The sequence below is a fragment of the Psychrobacter sp. H26 genome (assembly GCF_059073035.1).
The window spans coordinates 1,177,984-1,193,776 of sequence record NZ_JCACRW010000001.1 but is presented as its reverse complement, the minus strand read 5'-3'; the positions used below and the strand labels follow the sequence as shown (position 1 = coordinate 1,193,776).

Genomic DNA, 15,793 nt, shown 5'->3' with positions numbered 1-15,793 from the left:
ATATATAAAATCCAAAGGTTTACTGCCCTTGGGTGGTAAAGACATTCTGTTTACTGACCTGATACTTACCGTCTTCACTGACCACATTTAGGGTCACTGGCGTTTGACCAAACTCAATCACATCAGGGTCACCATAAATACTAACGGGCATATCAAAGCTTTCGCCTGCTTCTAATGGCACATCATTAAAGCGTAGCTCTAGACTCAGTCCATCTTGCGGTGCTAGCGTGATTTTATAAGCATGCGCATCTTGTGTTTTATTGGTCAGTTTAACGATATAGCTGTTTTCTATCATGCCTTCAGTATTGACGGAAGATAATTGATTGCGGTCACGGCGAATATCAATCTCTAACGGCACGCGATCTGTTAGAGCATATATGACCCCACCACACAGTACCGCTAATAAAGCCAAATAAGCAAACAGTCTGGGGCGAAGTACGCGGCTAGGCTCTTTTTCTGCCAGTTGACGCTCGGTTGTATAACGAATCAGCCCGCGCGGGTAGCCAACCTTATCCATGATCTCATTACACGCATCAATACAGGCTGCGCATTGGATACAGGCGACTTGCAGGCCATCACGAATATCGATACCAGTGGGGCAGACCTGTACGCACATAGTACACTCGATACAGTCACCTAGATGCTCAGGATTTGTGCCTTTTTTGCGGGCACCGCGCGGCTCACCGCGCTCATAGTCATAAGAGACAATCAAGGTATCTTTATCAAACATCACGCTCTGAAAACGCCCATAAGGACAAATCTGTACACACATCTGCTCACGCATATAGCCTGCATTGGCATAAGTGGCAAAGGTAAAGATAAACATCGATACCCATACCCATGTAGGCCAATCAGGTATAGGGATCAGTCCTACTGTCTGCCAGCTATGATACAGAGATTCTGTGCCCGCCACATAACTGACGAAAGTCGCTGCTGTGATAACTGAAAGCAAAAACCAAATCGAATAGACCACCGTACGTTTGAAGATTTTACTCGCACTCAGGGGTGCCTTGTCAAATTTCATGCGTTTATTGCGATCACCAATGACCCATTTTTCAACATACTGATACAGATGTGTCCAAATCGTTTGCGGACAAGCATAACCACACCAAACACGGCCTGCATAGACAGTCACCATAAACAAAGTGAACGCTGCAATGATGGCAAATGCGGCAATAAAATAAAAATCTTGAGTCAAAAAAGTCATGCCAAAAATATAGTAGTGCTGTGAGGGCACATCGAACCATATTGCTTGTCTACCATTATAGCGCAGCCACGGCAAAAGTAAAAAAGCGGCTAAGAGCGCATACATCGTGATGACACGAATGTTTTGATAAAAACCTGTGACAAACCTCGGGTGGACACGATGCTTGGTCGCATCAAGATCAATCTGTTGGACAGGAATTTTATTGGGTGGTTGTTGTGCTGACATAAACGTGCCTCTTTAAAAAAAGAATCAGTCTGCTGGCATGATGAACAAATACCTCTAGCGTTGAAGTATATGAGTGTACGATGTTATCAATGTCAGTAAATAGAGGGTAGAGAACTGGACAAATACCAGTCTCATCCACTTACCAAATAGTCGATTATAGAGATCAAATTAGTAGAGACTAAGTTAGGACTTTATAGCGTCATACTTAACAGGCTATTTTGAACGACAGCTATTCTAACATTATCCCTACTAATAATGGGGTTATAATCGTGAAAAGCAATTACTATATCGTGATAATGTTTACTATCTATGATTAATTATCATAGTCATTCTGAATAAAATTCTGCAAGGATATATAAAAAGGGAGAACTGTAATGACAGTTCTCCCTTCATTAAATCTCGTCCATGTACAGTACTATATTTTAGTTAGCAGTTGCTTCTTCAGTTGCTACAGGCTGAGTCGCTGCTGCAGTAACCATTGAGCCTTCAGGCGATTTACCAGTCTTGTCTGATAGTGAGTAGATATAAGCAGCAAGCAGCATAATACGCTCATTACCTAGTTTAGTATCCCACTTAGGCATCACACCAGCACGACCATAACGTAGTGTCTCACGAATAGTCTCGCGGTCACCACCATATAGCCAGATGTTATCAGTCAAATTCGGTGCACCCGCTGAAATCATACCTTTACCATCTGGTCCATGACAAAGAACACAGTTGGTAGGCTCATTGAAAATAACCTTACCTTGAGCCACTTTCGTTTGATCAAGTTCATAATCATTTTGGTTGCCCGACATCGCTAAGACGTATTCAGCAACAGCACGTATGCCATCTTCACCAAGCTGATCACGCCATGCTGCCATACCACCGACACGCCCGTTATGTAACGTCGTTAGGATATTGCTGGCTTCACCACCATATAACCAATCATTGTCGGTCAGATTAGGGTAGCCTGTGGCACCTTTAGCGTTTGAGCCGTGACATACCGCACAGTTCTGCAAGAACAAACGGCTACCGACTTTCAATGCATTTGGATTTTCAGACAGTTTTTCGACATAGGGGGCAAGTTCTGCTACTTTACCATCGATTTGAGTCTGTAAGTCTGCTGGTGGGTTGTCACTACGACGCATAGTCGCTTGCAACTCATTCAGTGTCCCTAGCGTCGCGGTTGCACCTGCTGCATCGGCTTTGACCAAAATATTCTTTTCAAAGTTATCTGTAAATACTTTGTTGTTGCTCTCAAGCTCACTAAATAGCTCGTTCTTAGAGGTCCAAGGCACTGTTTCGCCATCGACTTCTACGGTTGCGATACCTTCCCAGTGTTTAGGGAACATGGCTGGGAAAAATACCCAATAAGCAACGCCCCAAATGATTGAACCAAAAAAGATTACCAACCACCATTTAGGGAGTGCTTTGTCGTATTCTCGGATGCCATCATACTCATGACCAGTCGTACCGTCGTCTTCTAGGCTCGGTTTGTATTTGATAACAAACAACAAGACACCAAGAATAAAAGCCCAGCAGCCGATACTGATTAGCGTGATCCAAGAACTCCAAAAAAATGTCATCGTTTATCCTTATTGCGCTGCTCTTCAGACAAGGATTTAATATCCTCGTCATCAAGCGCAAGTTGTGCATCTTCTTCGAAGCGTTTTTTGTTTTTTGGCGAATACGCCCACCATGCAACGCCTACGAAGGCAATAAAGGCAGAAACGGTCGCAATTGTTTGTAATTCACCAATACCCATTAGCGCTGTCCTTCCATTGCGGTACCTAACTGCTGTAGATAGGCAACCAAAGCGTCAAGCTCAGTGGCACCAAGTACAGCATCTGGAGCACCTTCGATGTCTTCTTCAGTGTAAGGAACACCAAAACGATCGCGGAATAGACGCATTTTAGCTTGAATGTCTTCACCATCTACTTCATTTTCAGCAAGCCAGGGGAATCCAGGCATCACTGATTCAGGCACTAGCGAACGTGGCGCAATCAAATGCTGCCTTTGCCAGTCTTCAGAATAACGACCACCTACACGTGCTAAATCTGGTCCAGTACGTTTCGATCCCCATAAGAACGGGTGATCCCACGTTGACTCAGCGGCACGCGAATACGGTCCATAACGTTCGACTTCTGCGCGTAGTGGACGAACCATTTGCGTATGACAAACGTGACATCCTTCACGGATATAAATATCACGACCTTCGAATTCAAGCGCTGTCCAAGGCTCCATAGCAGGTAGGGGAGCATTCACCCCACCTTCTTCAGGGCCTTTGTTATCATAGATCAATGGTACGATTTCAACCAGCGTTGCAAAACTAATAGCAATCACGATACCAATGACTAACAAGCCTGTATTTTTTTCAATAATTTCATGCGGTGTACCAGCCATGATCGCTCCTTATACGTTAGCTGTCGAAGGTTTTTCGACACTAGGTTCATGATCCGTTGGATCAGCGACATCTACAGGCTTACCTTCTGGCATCTTGAGTGTTTTATAGCAGTTATAAGCCATAACAAACATACCCGATACATACAAGAAGCCACCAAAAGCACGACCGATATATGGGAAATGCGAGAATTCAACAGTATCAACGAAGCTATATACCAAAGTACCGTCTGGGTTCGTAGCAAGCCACATCATGCCTTGACCAATACCTGAGATCCACATAGATACGATATAGAAAATCGTTCCTGCAGTCGCCAGCCAAAAATGCGTGGTGATCAAGCTAATAGAGTACATCTTTGGTTTGTTATAAATACGTGGTAACAATACGTATAGCGAACCAATAGTAATCATACCAACCCAGCCAAGTGCACCTGAGTGTACGTGACCAATTGTCCAGTCCGTGTTGTGCGATAGCGCATTGACTGTCTTAATAGACATCATTGGGCCTTCGAACGTCGACATTGCGTAGAACGACAATGCCACAATCATAAAGCGGATGATCGGATCGGTGCGCAACTTATCCCAACTGCCTGATAACGTGAGTACACCATTAATCATACCACCCCAAGATGGCGCGAATAGAATGATAGAGAATACCATTGCCAATGACTGCGTCCAATCAGGAAGCGCTGAATAATGCAAATGGTGACCACCAGCCCACATATATGAAGCAATCAATGCCCAAAAGTGAACGATAGACAAACGATACGAATAGATAGGACGACCAATCTGTACAGGAACGAAATAATACATCATTCCAAGGAAGGCGGCCGTTAAGTAAAAACCTACCGCGTTATGCCCGTACCACCACTGCACCATCGCATCAGTTGCACCGCCAAATAGCGAATAAGATTTGAACGCACTAACCGGAATCGCCATGCTGTTTACGATGTGTAGTAGGGCAATCGTAATGATGAAAGCGGCAAAGAACCAGTTAGCCACATAGATATGTGAGGTTTTACGTTTGATGAGCGTACCAAAAAATACAATGGCATAAGAGATCCATACCAAAGCAATCAAGATATCGATAGGCCACTCAAGCTCAGCGTACTCTTTACTTGTGGTCAAACCTAGCGGTAGGGTGATGATGGCTGCGACAATAACTGCCTGCCATCCCCAAAAGGTGAACCACGCCAAATACGGCGCAAATAAGCGTGTCTTACAGGTACGCTGGACGATGTAATAAGACGTTGCGAACAGGGCAGAACCACCGAACGCAAAAATCACCGCATTGGTATGCAGTGGTCTTAGATGACTAAAGGTCAGCCATGGAATGTCAAAGTTGAGTCCTGGCCATGCTAACTGTGAAGCAATGAACACACCAAGACTCATGCCGAAGATGCCCCAAACGACAGCCATAATCGTAAAAAATCTTACGACAGTAATTTCGTACTCACGGTCAACTGGGGCGACTGCTGTGTTTTGTAAACTCATTGGATGATTCCTTTACAGCCCGAATTATCAACAGAATTAACCAACAGTCCGCGCTATAGGTATTATAAAAACTGATAAACTATAATAGCTGCGGTACATACTGTTCTTTGCCGTGCTTATCACCATAATCTCATTAACTATCAATATGGGCTGGTGTTTTATATCAGTAGGTACTGATGGATAAAAAGAGGCGCTTTGTGCACCTTGTTTACAGCCAATCGATAGTAGGATTGTTAATAGATTATCGAGATAAATAAGAAGACGCGCCGTTTTTGAGCATCAAACATCTTGTAAGGCTAAATATATATCTTAATTATTACGAAAAAATCGGTACTAATGAAGATAGATACCCATACTATAGGGCTATAAAAACGCACTGACCATAGATGTATGCTAGCGGCGGCTGACAAAAAATATTTTTATGTAATGTTAGGTTAAAACTCCCGACTCTGTTTAAGGGTATTGTAACGCAATCCTAATCAAATATCATCAGAACTATGCGCCAAAATACAAACTCTTTGGTATAAAAATTCGCAAGCAACTTATTATTATTGCGCTATTTGCCTATTTTATACTCAATTTTATCACGATTCTAGATGTGTATCTGTGTCAAACCAAGACAAACTTCATTAGAGGTAAATACGCGCTTCTAAAATAATTTTGTAACAATGGGCTTACAAGCGATACAAATAGGTTTTACTTATTATCAAATCGCCCCTTATAATGAGCCTGAACATCAGTGATAGCGACGTCTTATAAGTCTATCAATAACAATCATTTCAATAAATTGATAATGAGGTCAATACGCTAAATAGTAGTATTAACCCAACAAAATACCAATTAAGGATAATAACATGGCAGTTTTTTTGACAGATGAATGGTTTGAGCAAGTAGAGAAGATGGGTAGTGAAGCGGGTGAGTTAAACTTGCCACCAGCACTGGCTAATATGATCATCAACCTAAAAGTATCTGATACGGAAAAAGATATCGAAGCCAATTTTGCTAATGGCTTATTGCATCGCGGTTTGAATAGCGATGCGACCACGACATTGCTATTGGATCGCAGCATTCTACAATCCATCATCACTGATTTTGACACTAACCAAATCATGGGTGCCTTTATGAGTGGCAAAATTCGTGTTGAAGGTGATATGTCACAGTTGATGGCAGTACAAACTGCTCGCCCAAGTGCAGAGCAAAAAGAGCTATATACTCGTATCAAATCAATGACGACAATGGCTTAATCACGTATTTGTACGACTTTTAATCTAGAGTTTTGAATGGCAAAAGTCGATAAGACACAAAAAATCCCCTAATACTAATTAGGGGATTTTTGTTGTGTGAAGACAAGTCGTAGCATGTAATACAGTCAGCTATCTAGTAATTAGCTGGCTTTTGATGGCTGTTTTGCGCTTTGCTGATTTTCTTTATATATCGCTGCTTGTAACCACACATTGGCTTGTACATAGTCGTGTACTTTGATACTGGCGGTCTCTGGTGTGTTTAGAGCACCGATACGCACCACAAACGGATCTGCATCCTGCTCACGTAGCGTCACCACATCAAACAAAATAATGGATTTACCATTAAATTCAGTCTCTTGTTTACCAAGGACTTGACCTTGACACCAAGCCTCGTCTTCTTGTCCTAAGGTATCGCCAAACAAGTAAGCGCACATATGACCTAGATTTATTTCGACAGGCGCCATTTGTTCTTTGGTTTCAGGTTTCCACTCACTGATTTGCGCTTGTAAGTCATCTGGAATTTTTCCGTCATTTGCTGCAACGATATCGTTAAAGGCACGGTGATAGCGGATAGATTCTTGATCTTCTACCATGATTACCTCATTTTGTTCGCTTAGCTTAATCTCATGTGCCCATGCGCTAAAATTCACAAAATAAGAGGTATCGCGCTGATACAGATGGCGGTTGGTCGTATAGAGCTGATCAAATGCATAAATGATACTGCCATCAGCAGTACGCAGGCGTAACACTGCATCGTGCGAGTTGTCATTGGCAATGACGCGCTCGATTTTGCAGCCAAGACCATAAGGGCTATCGACGCAAGGATATGCATTGATAAAGCGCTCAGGCTTGCCATCTTTCATCGCTAGCACTTGATTAATATGACAAGGCTGATCTTCTGATAACAACAAACAGCTGTCTTTTGCACTGACATTGTTATTCAGGCCTTTGGGCATGGCGGCGACTTCAATCATTTTTTGTAGCCACTCTGGCACATCTTGACTCATGTCATCGGTCAAAATACGCCAGTGATCACCGTGACCTGCAGACTGCTCATCGGTCAACGTGATCTTGGTAGGAGATTGAATGTTTTTATATTGATAATTTATGGTCATGAAAATACTCAAAATTAAGTCAGCGTGAGGTTTGTATCTAATACTGCTGTTACTTACACACCATTCAGTATTTCAAATTACTGGTTTATGATGTCAGCGATATGATCAGCAAAGCATGAACAAATCACAATGTGGGGTTAATGACAATTGTCTTTAGCATATAATATATAGGTATGGACACGGCTAATAGCAAGCCCTCTCTCAAAAATAATAACAGAAACCGGTTTTTTGGTAAAAAATCCTCTCAGTACTTGCTAATGACTGGCACATATCAGCCAAATTGTGTCAAACTAGCTCCCTTTTGACGGCTGTCTTTGGCTCGTCTGAAACCCTGTTTTTGTGTTCGATTTATATGTGAGCAGTAGCAAATGTCTGATGCATTGACTGCTGCTCATTATCCAACCTATATAAAGTCGCACGTAGATAAGATAAAGAGTTTGAATATGTTTCGTCCTTTAGCGTTATTTATCGGCTTACGATACACCCGAGCAGAGCGCAGTAATGGCTTTATCTCCTTTATATCACTCATCTCAATGATCGGTTTGACGCTTGGGGTTGCCGTATTGATTACGGTACTATCAGTCATGAATGGGTTTGATCGCGAGCTAAAAACCCGTATTTTGGGTATGGTGCCGCAGGCCACGGTGGTATCTACTGAGATCATCGGCGATTGGGAACAATTGGCGGATAAAATAAAAGAAGATCCAGAAGTGGCGGCGGTGGCACCCTTTATCCAATTACAGGGCATGCTGACATCTAACGGTCAAGTCGCAGGCATCATGGTGACTGGCGTCGAGCCTGAATACGAAAAAGATGTCTCCATCATAAATGAGCACATGATTGAAGGCAGTATTGATACCTTGCAAAGCGGTGACTTTAGTATCGTTTTGGGCGAGGAGATGGTGCAGTCTTTGGGCTTGCAGATAGGGGATAAGGTGACTCTAGTGCTTCCAGAGGCCTCACCGTCACCCGCAGGCGTAATACCGAGATTTAAGCGCTTCACCTTGACAGGCATCTTCACTATTAGCCCAGAAGTCGATAGTCTCATGGCATTTATCCCGATGGGTGATGCCGCCAAACTATTACGTCTGCCTGAGGGTGCGCAGGGCGTACGTATGAAACTGGACGACATCTTTACGGCACCAGCTGCAGCAGAGAAAGCCGCTGCTATTGCCCCTCAGCAACTGTATCCTAACGACTGGACACAGACGCATGGTAATCTATTTGGGGCGATTCAAATGGAAAAAGCTATGGTCGGTTTGCTGCTGTTTTTGATCATCTTAGTGGCCGCTTTCAATATTGTCTCAAGTCTTGTGATGCTCGTTACTGATAAAAAAGCCGATATTGCGATCTTGAAGACCTTTGGCGCATCACCTCGACTGATTACCCAAGTGTTTATGGTTCAAGGCGTGGTTATCGGTGTGATCGGTACGGTTGCTGGTACGATATTGGGTGTGATATTTGCACTGACCGTCAGCGATATTTTGGGCTTTATCAATCAAGTCTTTAATCTGAATCTTTTTGACGCTTATTTTGTGAATTATTTGCCTTCACAGCTGCGTTTGCTTGATGTGTTATTGATTACAGGGGCATCGTTTGTACTGAGCTTTTTGGCCACTATTTATCCAGCACGTCGTGCGGCCAAGATTCAGCCAGCTCAAACGCTACGCTACGAATAGCCTAAACGCACAAATATCAAAATAAATAAAATAAAGGAAGCGCTATGTCTGCCATTTTGAAGGCGACCAATATCAACAAGATATATGATGAGGGTGCAGTCAGTACACAAGTATTGACGGGTCTCGATCTAACGGTTCACGCAGGTGAGCGCATCGCTATCGTTGGCACCAGTGGCTCAGGAAAAAGTACCTTACTGCATTTACTTGGTGGTCTCGATACACCAACCAGCGGTGAAGTATGGCTACATGGTCAGCTACTAAATAGCATGAATGAGACTGAACGCGGTGCCATGCGCAACAAGCATTTGGGGTTTATTTACCAGTTTCATCATTTGTTGGCAGAGTTTACCGCTGTTGAAAACGTTGCGATGCCGCTGCTCATGCGTCCAGAAGTCTCAACGACCCAGGCACGCACCCAAGCGATTGAGATTTTGGAGAATGTCGGTCTTGAGCATCGACTGATGCACAGACCAGGTGAGCTGTCAGGTGGTGAGCGTCAACGTGTGGCGATTGCGCGTGCGCTAGTGACCAAGCCCTCGCTTATCTTGGCAGATGAGCCAACTGGTAACTTGGACTACGACAATGCGCAAAGCGTCTTTGGACTGTTGTCAGAGCTACAGAGCACGATGCAAACGGCATTATTGATGGTCACACATGATCGCAATCTAGCGGCGCTTGCTGACCGTCAATTGTTACTGCGCAATGGTCATTGGGAGCAGTATTAACCCTCCATATGACGAGAATGTCAGATTGACATAAGTATTGTCTATTGGCGCTAATAAGGGCTATTCTAGCGAAATGTATTGTTGTATTATCGAGTAGATATTTAATAGCAAGAGATACTGAGGCGGCTACCAATCAGCTGCTGTATCTATTTTATAGGAACACATATGATGAATTTAGATGACGATCCAATCGCTGCTTTTGGTAGTGCTGAAGAAGGTGATGAGCCATTAAAGCCTTATATCGATCCGTCTGTGTTTGAGACTATTGATAGACAAGAGCAAAAGGATTTAATCTCGCCAGTGTTTGATGCGATTACTCTAGCTGGGGTTGATTTCGATCTCAAGGTTCAAGACAGCGCAACTGGTAAACGTTATACGCTATGCAAAAACGATGAAGTTATTGAGATTGTCTCTATGGACAAAGACTTTACAGATAAGCTCAAAGCCGCCATAGATAAGAACAAAGCAGAGTAGCGGTATCAATCAAAAACAACCTTAGTACCGCTGGACTGACATAAGCGGTATTAAGGCTCAAAAAATTTGTCAGTGGGTTTTTTCTGACGTTTTTGCCAACTTGCAACGGTTTTATAGCGCCACACTGCCTTAAAGGCAAGTCCACAAATAATGCTGGTTACAACCGCCAAAAGCGTTAATCCGATACAAAATGCTGTCAGCGATACTGTGCCTTTATAGGTAATAAATGGATTGGCACCATCTGATAGCGCCCATAAGCTAAAGTCTGCAATCATCCTACCGATAAACCGCAAACTGATCACAGGTGCGTCAATAATTTTTGCGCCGATATAATATCCAGCATAAAAGATTGGTAGACTAGTCAGTGGATTGGTAATCCATGTCAGACCGAGCGCCATAGGCACATTGGCTCGAAAAATAAGCGAGCCAATTAAGGCCAATAACATCTGCCCTGGCAATGGAAAAAACGCGCTGAGCACACCAATATAAACCGCCTTGTTGAGACTATGGCGATTAAAATGCCATAAACGTGGGTCTGCTAAATGCGGCGCGAATAATTTTAAGGTGCGACTTTCTAGGACTTTTTCTGGTGTAGGAAGTAAGTCTTTTAGACGTTTTTGGGGCACAGGATCGCCTTTAATCGTTAACCACAGTCCGCTCAATGATGTTGAGGGGCTGGTATAGAGTAATATTATGGATAAAAAGTAATAGTGAGTATACATAGGGCAGTGATGTCAGACAGGCATCACCTTCGTATTTCTCATCAGTATAGGGTAATATAAATATAAATGCTATTGCATCATAACTATGCTCATTCAGTTGCTTCCAATATGTCTACGAATGCAGTTATGTCTATGCCTTTATTGGCATAAATAACCATAGCGAACGACGTTATCTTATTTTGCCCATCAAGCAAGGAGTGCTGGTGTATTGGTTAATTGGCAGCCTCGTCGTTATTGCTATGATGGGGACTTTGACAGTCGCAGACAAGGTGGCGATCCCTACTGAACTGTTTTCGATAGGGCTGGCTAGTACGTCTGGTTTGTTCATCTTACTTATATTATTTTCTATTATTCTACTGACACTTACCCAGTGTCATGTCTCCTCAGCAACAAATCATCACACCTCAAGCAGCATATTAAAAAATGCTGAACGCTCATCTCGTATCGTTAAGTACTTTTTATTTACCATATTAGCCACTTTGTTGGTAGCAGGTAGCGCGCTACAGGCGTTAGTGACACATCATAAAGCTGCAGCCGCAGAAATCACCGATCCTATACGTGTGCAAGCGCTTGTTCGTATTGAAGGGCTAAGCGATAGTGTCTATAGTCCAACCGCAGATAGTGGGTATCGACAAGTAGCCGTGCTAGCAAATGTAACGCCATTAATAACTGAATTAACGCCTCAAGATTTGGCAAATAGTACAAGAGACTATATAGCAAAAAATAGCCTAAGCAATAACAATACCAATCGTTCTAACCAAGATAACGACAGTAACGTCACGTACCGAGCATTACTTCATGCTTATCCAAAAAGCACATCGACTGATAACTCACTCTCAATCCTAAATGATCTGCAGCCTGGTGATACGCTGTTTATGAGCTTAGCAATGGCGCCATTGGTGAACTCCGATCAGGCAGTCAACAACGCTTCTGGTTTTGATAGCTATCGCTGGTTGCGAGGTCGGCATATTGATGGCAGCGCAAATATCTTGGCTATCAGCCCACTAACCGTAAGTAATAACAAAGCTAGCCTGAATGAGGCGTCACATCAAGATCCGACTTCTGACTCGTATCTTGAGCGCTTGCGCTTGCATATTGATATAGGGCGCTGGCAATTAAGACAGCATTTTTATAGAGACTGGTCAGCACAAACGACAGCAGAACAGCAGGCTAAAGCTGTCACGTTGAGCTTACTCACAGGCGATCGTAGTCTAATTAATCGAGATACCAAAGATTTGTATCAACTGGCAGGTATTTCTCATTTACTGGCTATCTCAGGGACGCACGTATTGTTCTTGGCTATTGTACTAGGTGGTCTCATTGTGCTGCTGCTTAATCAGTTATGTCCAGCGCTTTATCGTTATATTCCGCGCTGGCAAGTGCGTTGGTGGGCAATGATTGGCGCAGCCTTTATCTACGCGTTGTTTACAGGTTTTGATGTACCTGCTGCTCGTACGGCTTGGATGCTACTAGCGATTGGGCTTGTGAGAGTGACATTGCTACCTATTAGTACAATGCGAGTACTATTGGCGCTGGCCATACTGATGGCATGGTATGATCCTTATGTGCTCTGGCAGGCAGGATACTGGTTGTCCTTTATTGCAGTAGCGCTATTGCTCAAATATGACGATACGTTACATCAGCACAGTACCGCTGAGTTGGCAGGGCCATATACGAATAATAAAAGCACTCACGTAAGCACGGCGCTATTGAAGCATGCTTTGCGAGCTGTCCGGCATATTCTTAAGCTACAGTTCTGGCTATTCTTTACTTTATTGCCTATCACCTTGGTCTTATTTGGCAAGGCCTCATTATGGGGATTGGTGGTCAATTTATTTGCCATTGGGCTTTTTGGTTGGGTGATTGTACCGCTTAATCTACTAGCAGGACTGTGTTATCTGTTATCACCTATGGTAGCCGATAGTATTTGGTCGCTAGTGATTACTATTGTCAGCAGCTTACATGAGCTGATTGATTGGCTAACATCATTACCAGCACTGTCAGAGGCATGGCTCTATACACCAGTGAGTATGGCTATATTGCTTATGGTAGTATTGAGTATTTTGCCTTGGTTATTGCCTAGAGGTCTGCTCAGTCGTTGGTTGATACTGCCACCATTGACGCTATTAATGATGACGGTGTATGCCAATCAGCAGTCGCTGACCATAGTGCCGACACTGTATGTCCTACCGACGGGTGATTCATATACAACGGCAGCATTGCTGACATATCCTATCGTAAACAAGGAAAGTAGTAACTGGTTATTCTTAGCTGATCACAGACCCGCTTCTACACGAACCACGCCAAATAGCTTGACAGCAGATACACTGTCTGCTTCTTTAGAGCAGCAACTGGGGAGCTTATCGGTTAATCGTTTGGAGAGTGTCATAGTGCAGAGCAGTAGCGTCGGACTGACGGATACGCTGACCTCTGATAATCAACGCATGATTTCTAGCACCAACAACTCTGAGTTATTACCGAAAACAGTCATTCATTTGGGAGAGCGCCTACCGATCAGTCGATATTGGCAAGCAGGGCGCTCTGAGCATTGGCTTACGTTTCAGCAAGCATACAAAACAACAAGCGGTGTCAAGAGTCAAACAAATATCATTGCCCAAAACTGCGAGCAGGGAAGTGTATGGCAGCTTGCAAACGGAGATATATCAATACAGGCAATGACAGGCTGGAGTCAGATAGGTGACACTAGTGTTTGGGACTGTACAATTGCCATCGATAGCCGCACACCTATACAAGTACGAAGATACAATGCAGCTGATCCACTCAAGTCATCACCTATAAATCCTCACCTGCAATTGGCCAATAGCTATCTGGGTGATAGTCGTATAGACACTTCTCGCTCACGACTGATTTTAGATACCGATACACACCAGCACGTCTGGCAAATGTGGTCGCTACTATGTACGGCCGATCTGGCTGACGAGCGCGCAGTATTTAAAAATACAACCTGGCTAGGTCATAGTACCTCTCAGGTGGCAGCCGATGTCATGGTTCGTCAAAGCGTTGATACTGTCATGACCTACGATAATAAACCATTACCAGTGGCATTGTCGTTGAACACGCTTGATAATAGTGTTGATATTGAAGCTGTTCGCCCTCAAGAATAATGCTGATACTACCAGCGTTACAATATAGTGATATTTCACAGTTATACTATTGAACCATGGTCGAAATACAACCATACTTAGCACCCCATGAATACCAATGACTGATTTGACATAGAGACCATTACTTCTAGTGGTATCTGTCAACCTCATCTTTTTATTGTTTTAGCTTGTTTCTGACTTAGGAAGTTATATGCCCAACTGGCCACCAGACCCTAACAAACGTCCTGATAATTCGCCACATCAGCCAACACAAATGCAGCAACCAAACGCGCCGAGTGGACAAGAATGGAAGGTGCTAGAAAACACCTTATTAGCTAGTGTGGTCGAGCAGCGCCGCGCTCGTCGCTGGAGCATTTTCTTTAAATTATTAACCTTTGGTTATATTTTATTGATATTTTTGACCCTAGGTCGCGGGTGCAGTAGCGCGCCAACAGGTATGGATGCCGTAGATACCAGCTCGCCGCATTTAGCTGTAGTGGAGCTGCAAGGTGTGATCAGTAGCGATGATGTAGCCAACGCCTATGATGTCAATGATGCGCTAAGAAGTGCCTTTGAAAACAGCAACTCCAAAGCCGTTGCATTAGATATTAACTCACCTGGTGGTTCACCTGTACAGTCTGATGAAATTTGGCAGACTATGATGGAATTACGTGAAGAGTATCCGGACAAAAAGCTTTATGCAGTGATCGGTGATATCGGCGCATCAGGTGCTTACTATATTGCTTCTGCAGCAGATGAGATTTATGTCAACCCATCGAGCTTGGTCGGCTCTATCGGTGTCATTATGCCAAGCTACAATGTCGAAGGTCTGATGGACAAAGTTGGTGTAGAAGATCGTACGATTACCGCTGGTGAGTATAAAGACATCTTAAGCTTGTCACGTCCATTGACTGATTATGAAGAAAAGCATGTTGAAGGAGTGCTGGCTAATACGCATAAGCATTTCATCAATGCAGTAAAAGAAGGTCGCGGCGACCGTCTCAAAAACCCTGAACAAAACAAACTGTTTTCAGGGCTGTTTTGGACAGGTGAGCAGTCTATCGAGCTAGGACTAGCGGACGACAACGGTAGCATTACCAGTTTGAGTCGTCAGTTAGAGCTAGATACTGTAATCAGCTATAGTCCAACTGACCCGTTCCAAATGTTTATGGACCGTTTTGCCGTAAAACTAGGGGCAGGTATCGGCTCAAGCGTCAGCCTTGATGGTTTCTTACCGCAAGAAGATGGTGATGCAAAAATGCGTTAAGCGTTTTATGTTTTAGATATAGTGTGTATGATTGTTAAGGCTGGGCATATAATTATGCTCAGCCTTAATTTTGTGCAACCTTAAATAAAACATATGGTTTAAAGTTATAAGAATTACCAGATAAGCGACGCATATATGCCAATTATCAGACTTGC

The 15,793-nt window shown here is 43.5% G+C and carries 14 protein-coding genes; 6 read left to right on the top strand and 8 right to left on the bottom strand.

Features of this window, described 5'->3' with window-relative positions:
• Positions 1–19 precede the first annotated feature (19 nt).
• From ccoG to ccoN, 6 genes are all read right to left on the bottom strand, one after another.
• Positions 20–1,432: a cytochrome c oxidase accessory protein CcoG gene (ccoG, locus tag AC5JPT_RS04850; protein ID WP_493857311.1), complete on the bottom strand. Its 1,413-nt coding sequence runs from the start codon at positions 1,430–1,432 to the stop codon at positions 20–22.
• 229 nt (positions 1,433–1,661) lie between these two features.
• Positions 1,662–1,712, bottom strand: coding sequence for a type I addiction module toxin, Fst family (locus tag AC5JPT_RS04845; protein ID WP_493852724.1), 51 nt, complete (start codon positions 1,710–1,712; stop codon positions 1,662–1,664).
• Between the two features lie 142 nt (positions 1,713–1,854).
• The gene (gene ccoP, locus AC5JPT_RS04840; RefSeq protein WP_493842891.1) at positions 1,855–3,000 is read right to left on the bottom strand and encodes a cytochrome-c oxidase, cbb3-type subunit III; all 1,146 of its coding nucleotides are present in this window, start codon (positions 2,998–3,000) and stop codon (positions 1,855–1,857) included.
• On the bottom strand, positions 2,997–3,179 hold the full coding sequence (locus AC5JPT_RS04835) for a cbb3-type cytochrome oxidase subunit 3 (RefSeq protein WP_194197257.1): 183 nt from the start codon (positions 3,177–3,179) through the stop codon (positions 2,997–2,999). Before AC5JPT_RS04835 ends, ccoP begins: the two co-directional genes overlap by 4 nt.
• Complete coding sequence (ccoO, locus tag AC5JPT_RS04830; RefSeq protein ID WP_493857310.1) at positions 3,179–3,817, bottom strand: cytochrome-c oxidase, cbb3-type subunit II; 639 nt, start codon at positions 3,815–3,817, stop codon at positions 3,179–3,181. Before ccoO ends, AC5JPT_RS04835 begins: the two co-directional genes overlap by 1 nt.
• A 9-nt stretch (positions 3,818–3,826) precedes the next feature.
• Positions 3,827–5,308 (bottom strand): cytochrome-c oxidase, cbb3-type subunit I, encoded by a 1,482-nt coding sequence (gene ccoN, locus AC5JPT_RS04825; RefSeq protein ID WP_319050538.1) that lies wholly within the window; start codon positions 5,306–5,308, stop codon positions 3,827–3,829.
• Positions 5,309–6,162: 854 nt separating this feature from the next.
• Here ccoN and AC5JPT_RS04820 point away from each other — a divergent pair.
• The gene (locus tag AC5JPT_RS04820) at positions 6,163–6,552 is read left to right on the top strand and encodes an SCP2 sterol-binding domain-containing protein (protein ID WP_493857309.1); all 390 of its coding nucleotides are present in this window, start codon (positions 6,163–6,165) and stop codon (positions 6,550–6,552) included.
• A 140-nt stretch (positions 6,553–6,692) separates the two neighbouring features.
• On the opposite strand, the gene AC5JPT_RS04815 is transcribed toward AC5JPT_RS04820, so the two are convergent.
• Positions 6,693–7,667: a hypothetical protein gene (locus AC5JPT_RS04815; RefSeq protein WP_493857308.1), complete on the bottom strand. Its 975-nt coding sequence runs from the start codon at positions 7,665–7,667 to the stop codon at positions 6,693–6,695.
• Between the two features lie 443 nt (positions 7,668–8,110).
• Between AC5JPT_RS04815 and AC5JPT_RS04810 the strand changes: the two genes are divergently transcribed.
• The 3 genes from AC5JPT_RS04810 (at position 8,111) to AC5JPT_RS04800 (ending at position 10,545) form a co-directional block, all read left to right on the top strand.
• Positions 8,111–9,346 (top strand): lipoprotein-releasing ABC transporter permease subunit, encoded by a 1,236-nt coding sequence (locus AC5JPT_RS04810; RefSeq protein ID WP_319050535.1) that lies wholly within the window; start codon positions 8,111–8,113, stop codon positions 9,344–9,346.
• Between the two features lie 44 nt (positions 9,347–9,390).
• Complete coding sequence (gene lolD, locus AC5JPT_RS04805; protein WP_493842893.1) at positions 9,391–10,071, top strand: lipoprotein-releasing ABC transporter ATP-binding protein LolD; 681 nt, start codon at positions 9,391–9,393, stop codon at positions 10,069–10,071.
• Positions 10,072–10,236: 165 nt separating this feature from the next.
• Positions 10,237–10,545: a hypothetical protein gene (locus tag AC5JPT_RS04800; RefSeq protein WP_493857307.1), complete on the top strand. Its 309-nt coding sequence runs from the start codon at positions 10,237–10,239 to the stop codon at positions 10,543–10,545.
• A gap of 50 nt (positions 10,546–10,595) precedes the next feature.
• On the opposite strand, the gene AC5JPT_RS04795 is transcribed toward AC5JPT_RS04800, so the two are convergent.
• A complete protein-coding gene (locus AC5JPT_RS04795) occupies positions 10,596–11,171 on the bottom strand; it encodes a DUF2062 domain-containing protein (protein WP_493857306.1) in 576 nt (191 codons plus the stop codon).
• A 299-nt stretch (positions 11,172–11,470) separates the two neighbouring features.
• Here AC5JPT_RS04795 and AC5JPT_RS04790 point away from each other — a divergent pair, with 299 nt between their 5' ends.
• Both AC5JPT_RS04790 and sppA read left to right on the top strand, forming a co-directional pair.
• Complete coding sequence (locus AC5JPT_RS04790) at positions 11,471–14,392, top strand: ComEC/Rec2 family competence protein (protein WP_493857305.1); 2,922 nt, start codon at positions 11,471–11,473, stop codon at positions 14,390–14,392.
• 190 nt (positions 14,393–14,582) lie between these two features.
• On the top strand, positions 14,583–15,638 hold the full coding sequence (gene sppA, locus AC5JPT_RS04785; protein WP_493852105.1) for a signal peptide peptidase SppA: 1,056 nt from the start codon (positions 14,583–14,585) through the stop codon (positions 15,636–15,638).
• The last annotated feature ends 155 nt before the right edge of the window (positions 15,639–15,793 follow it).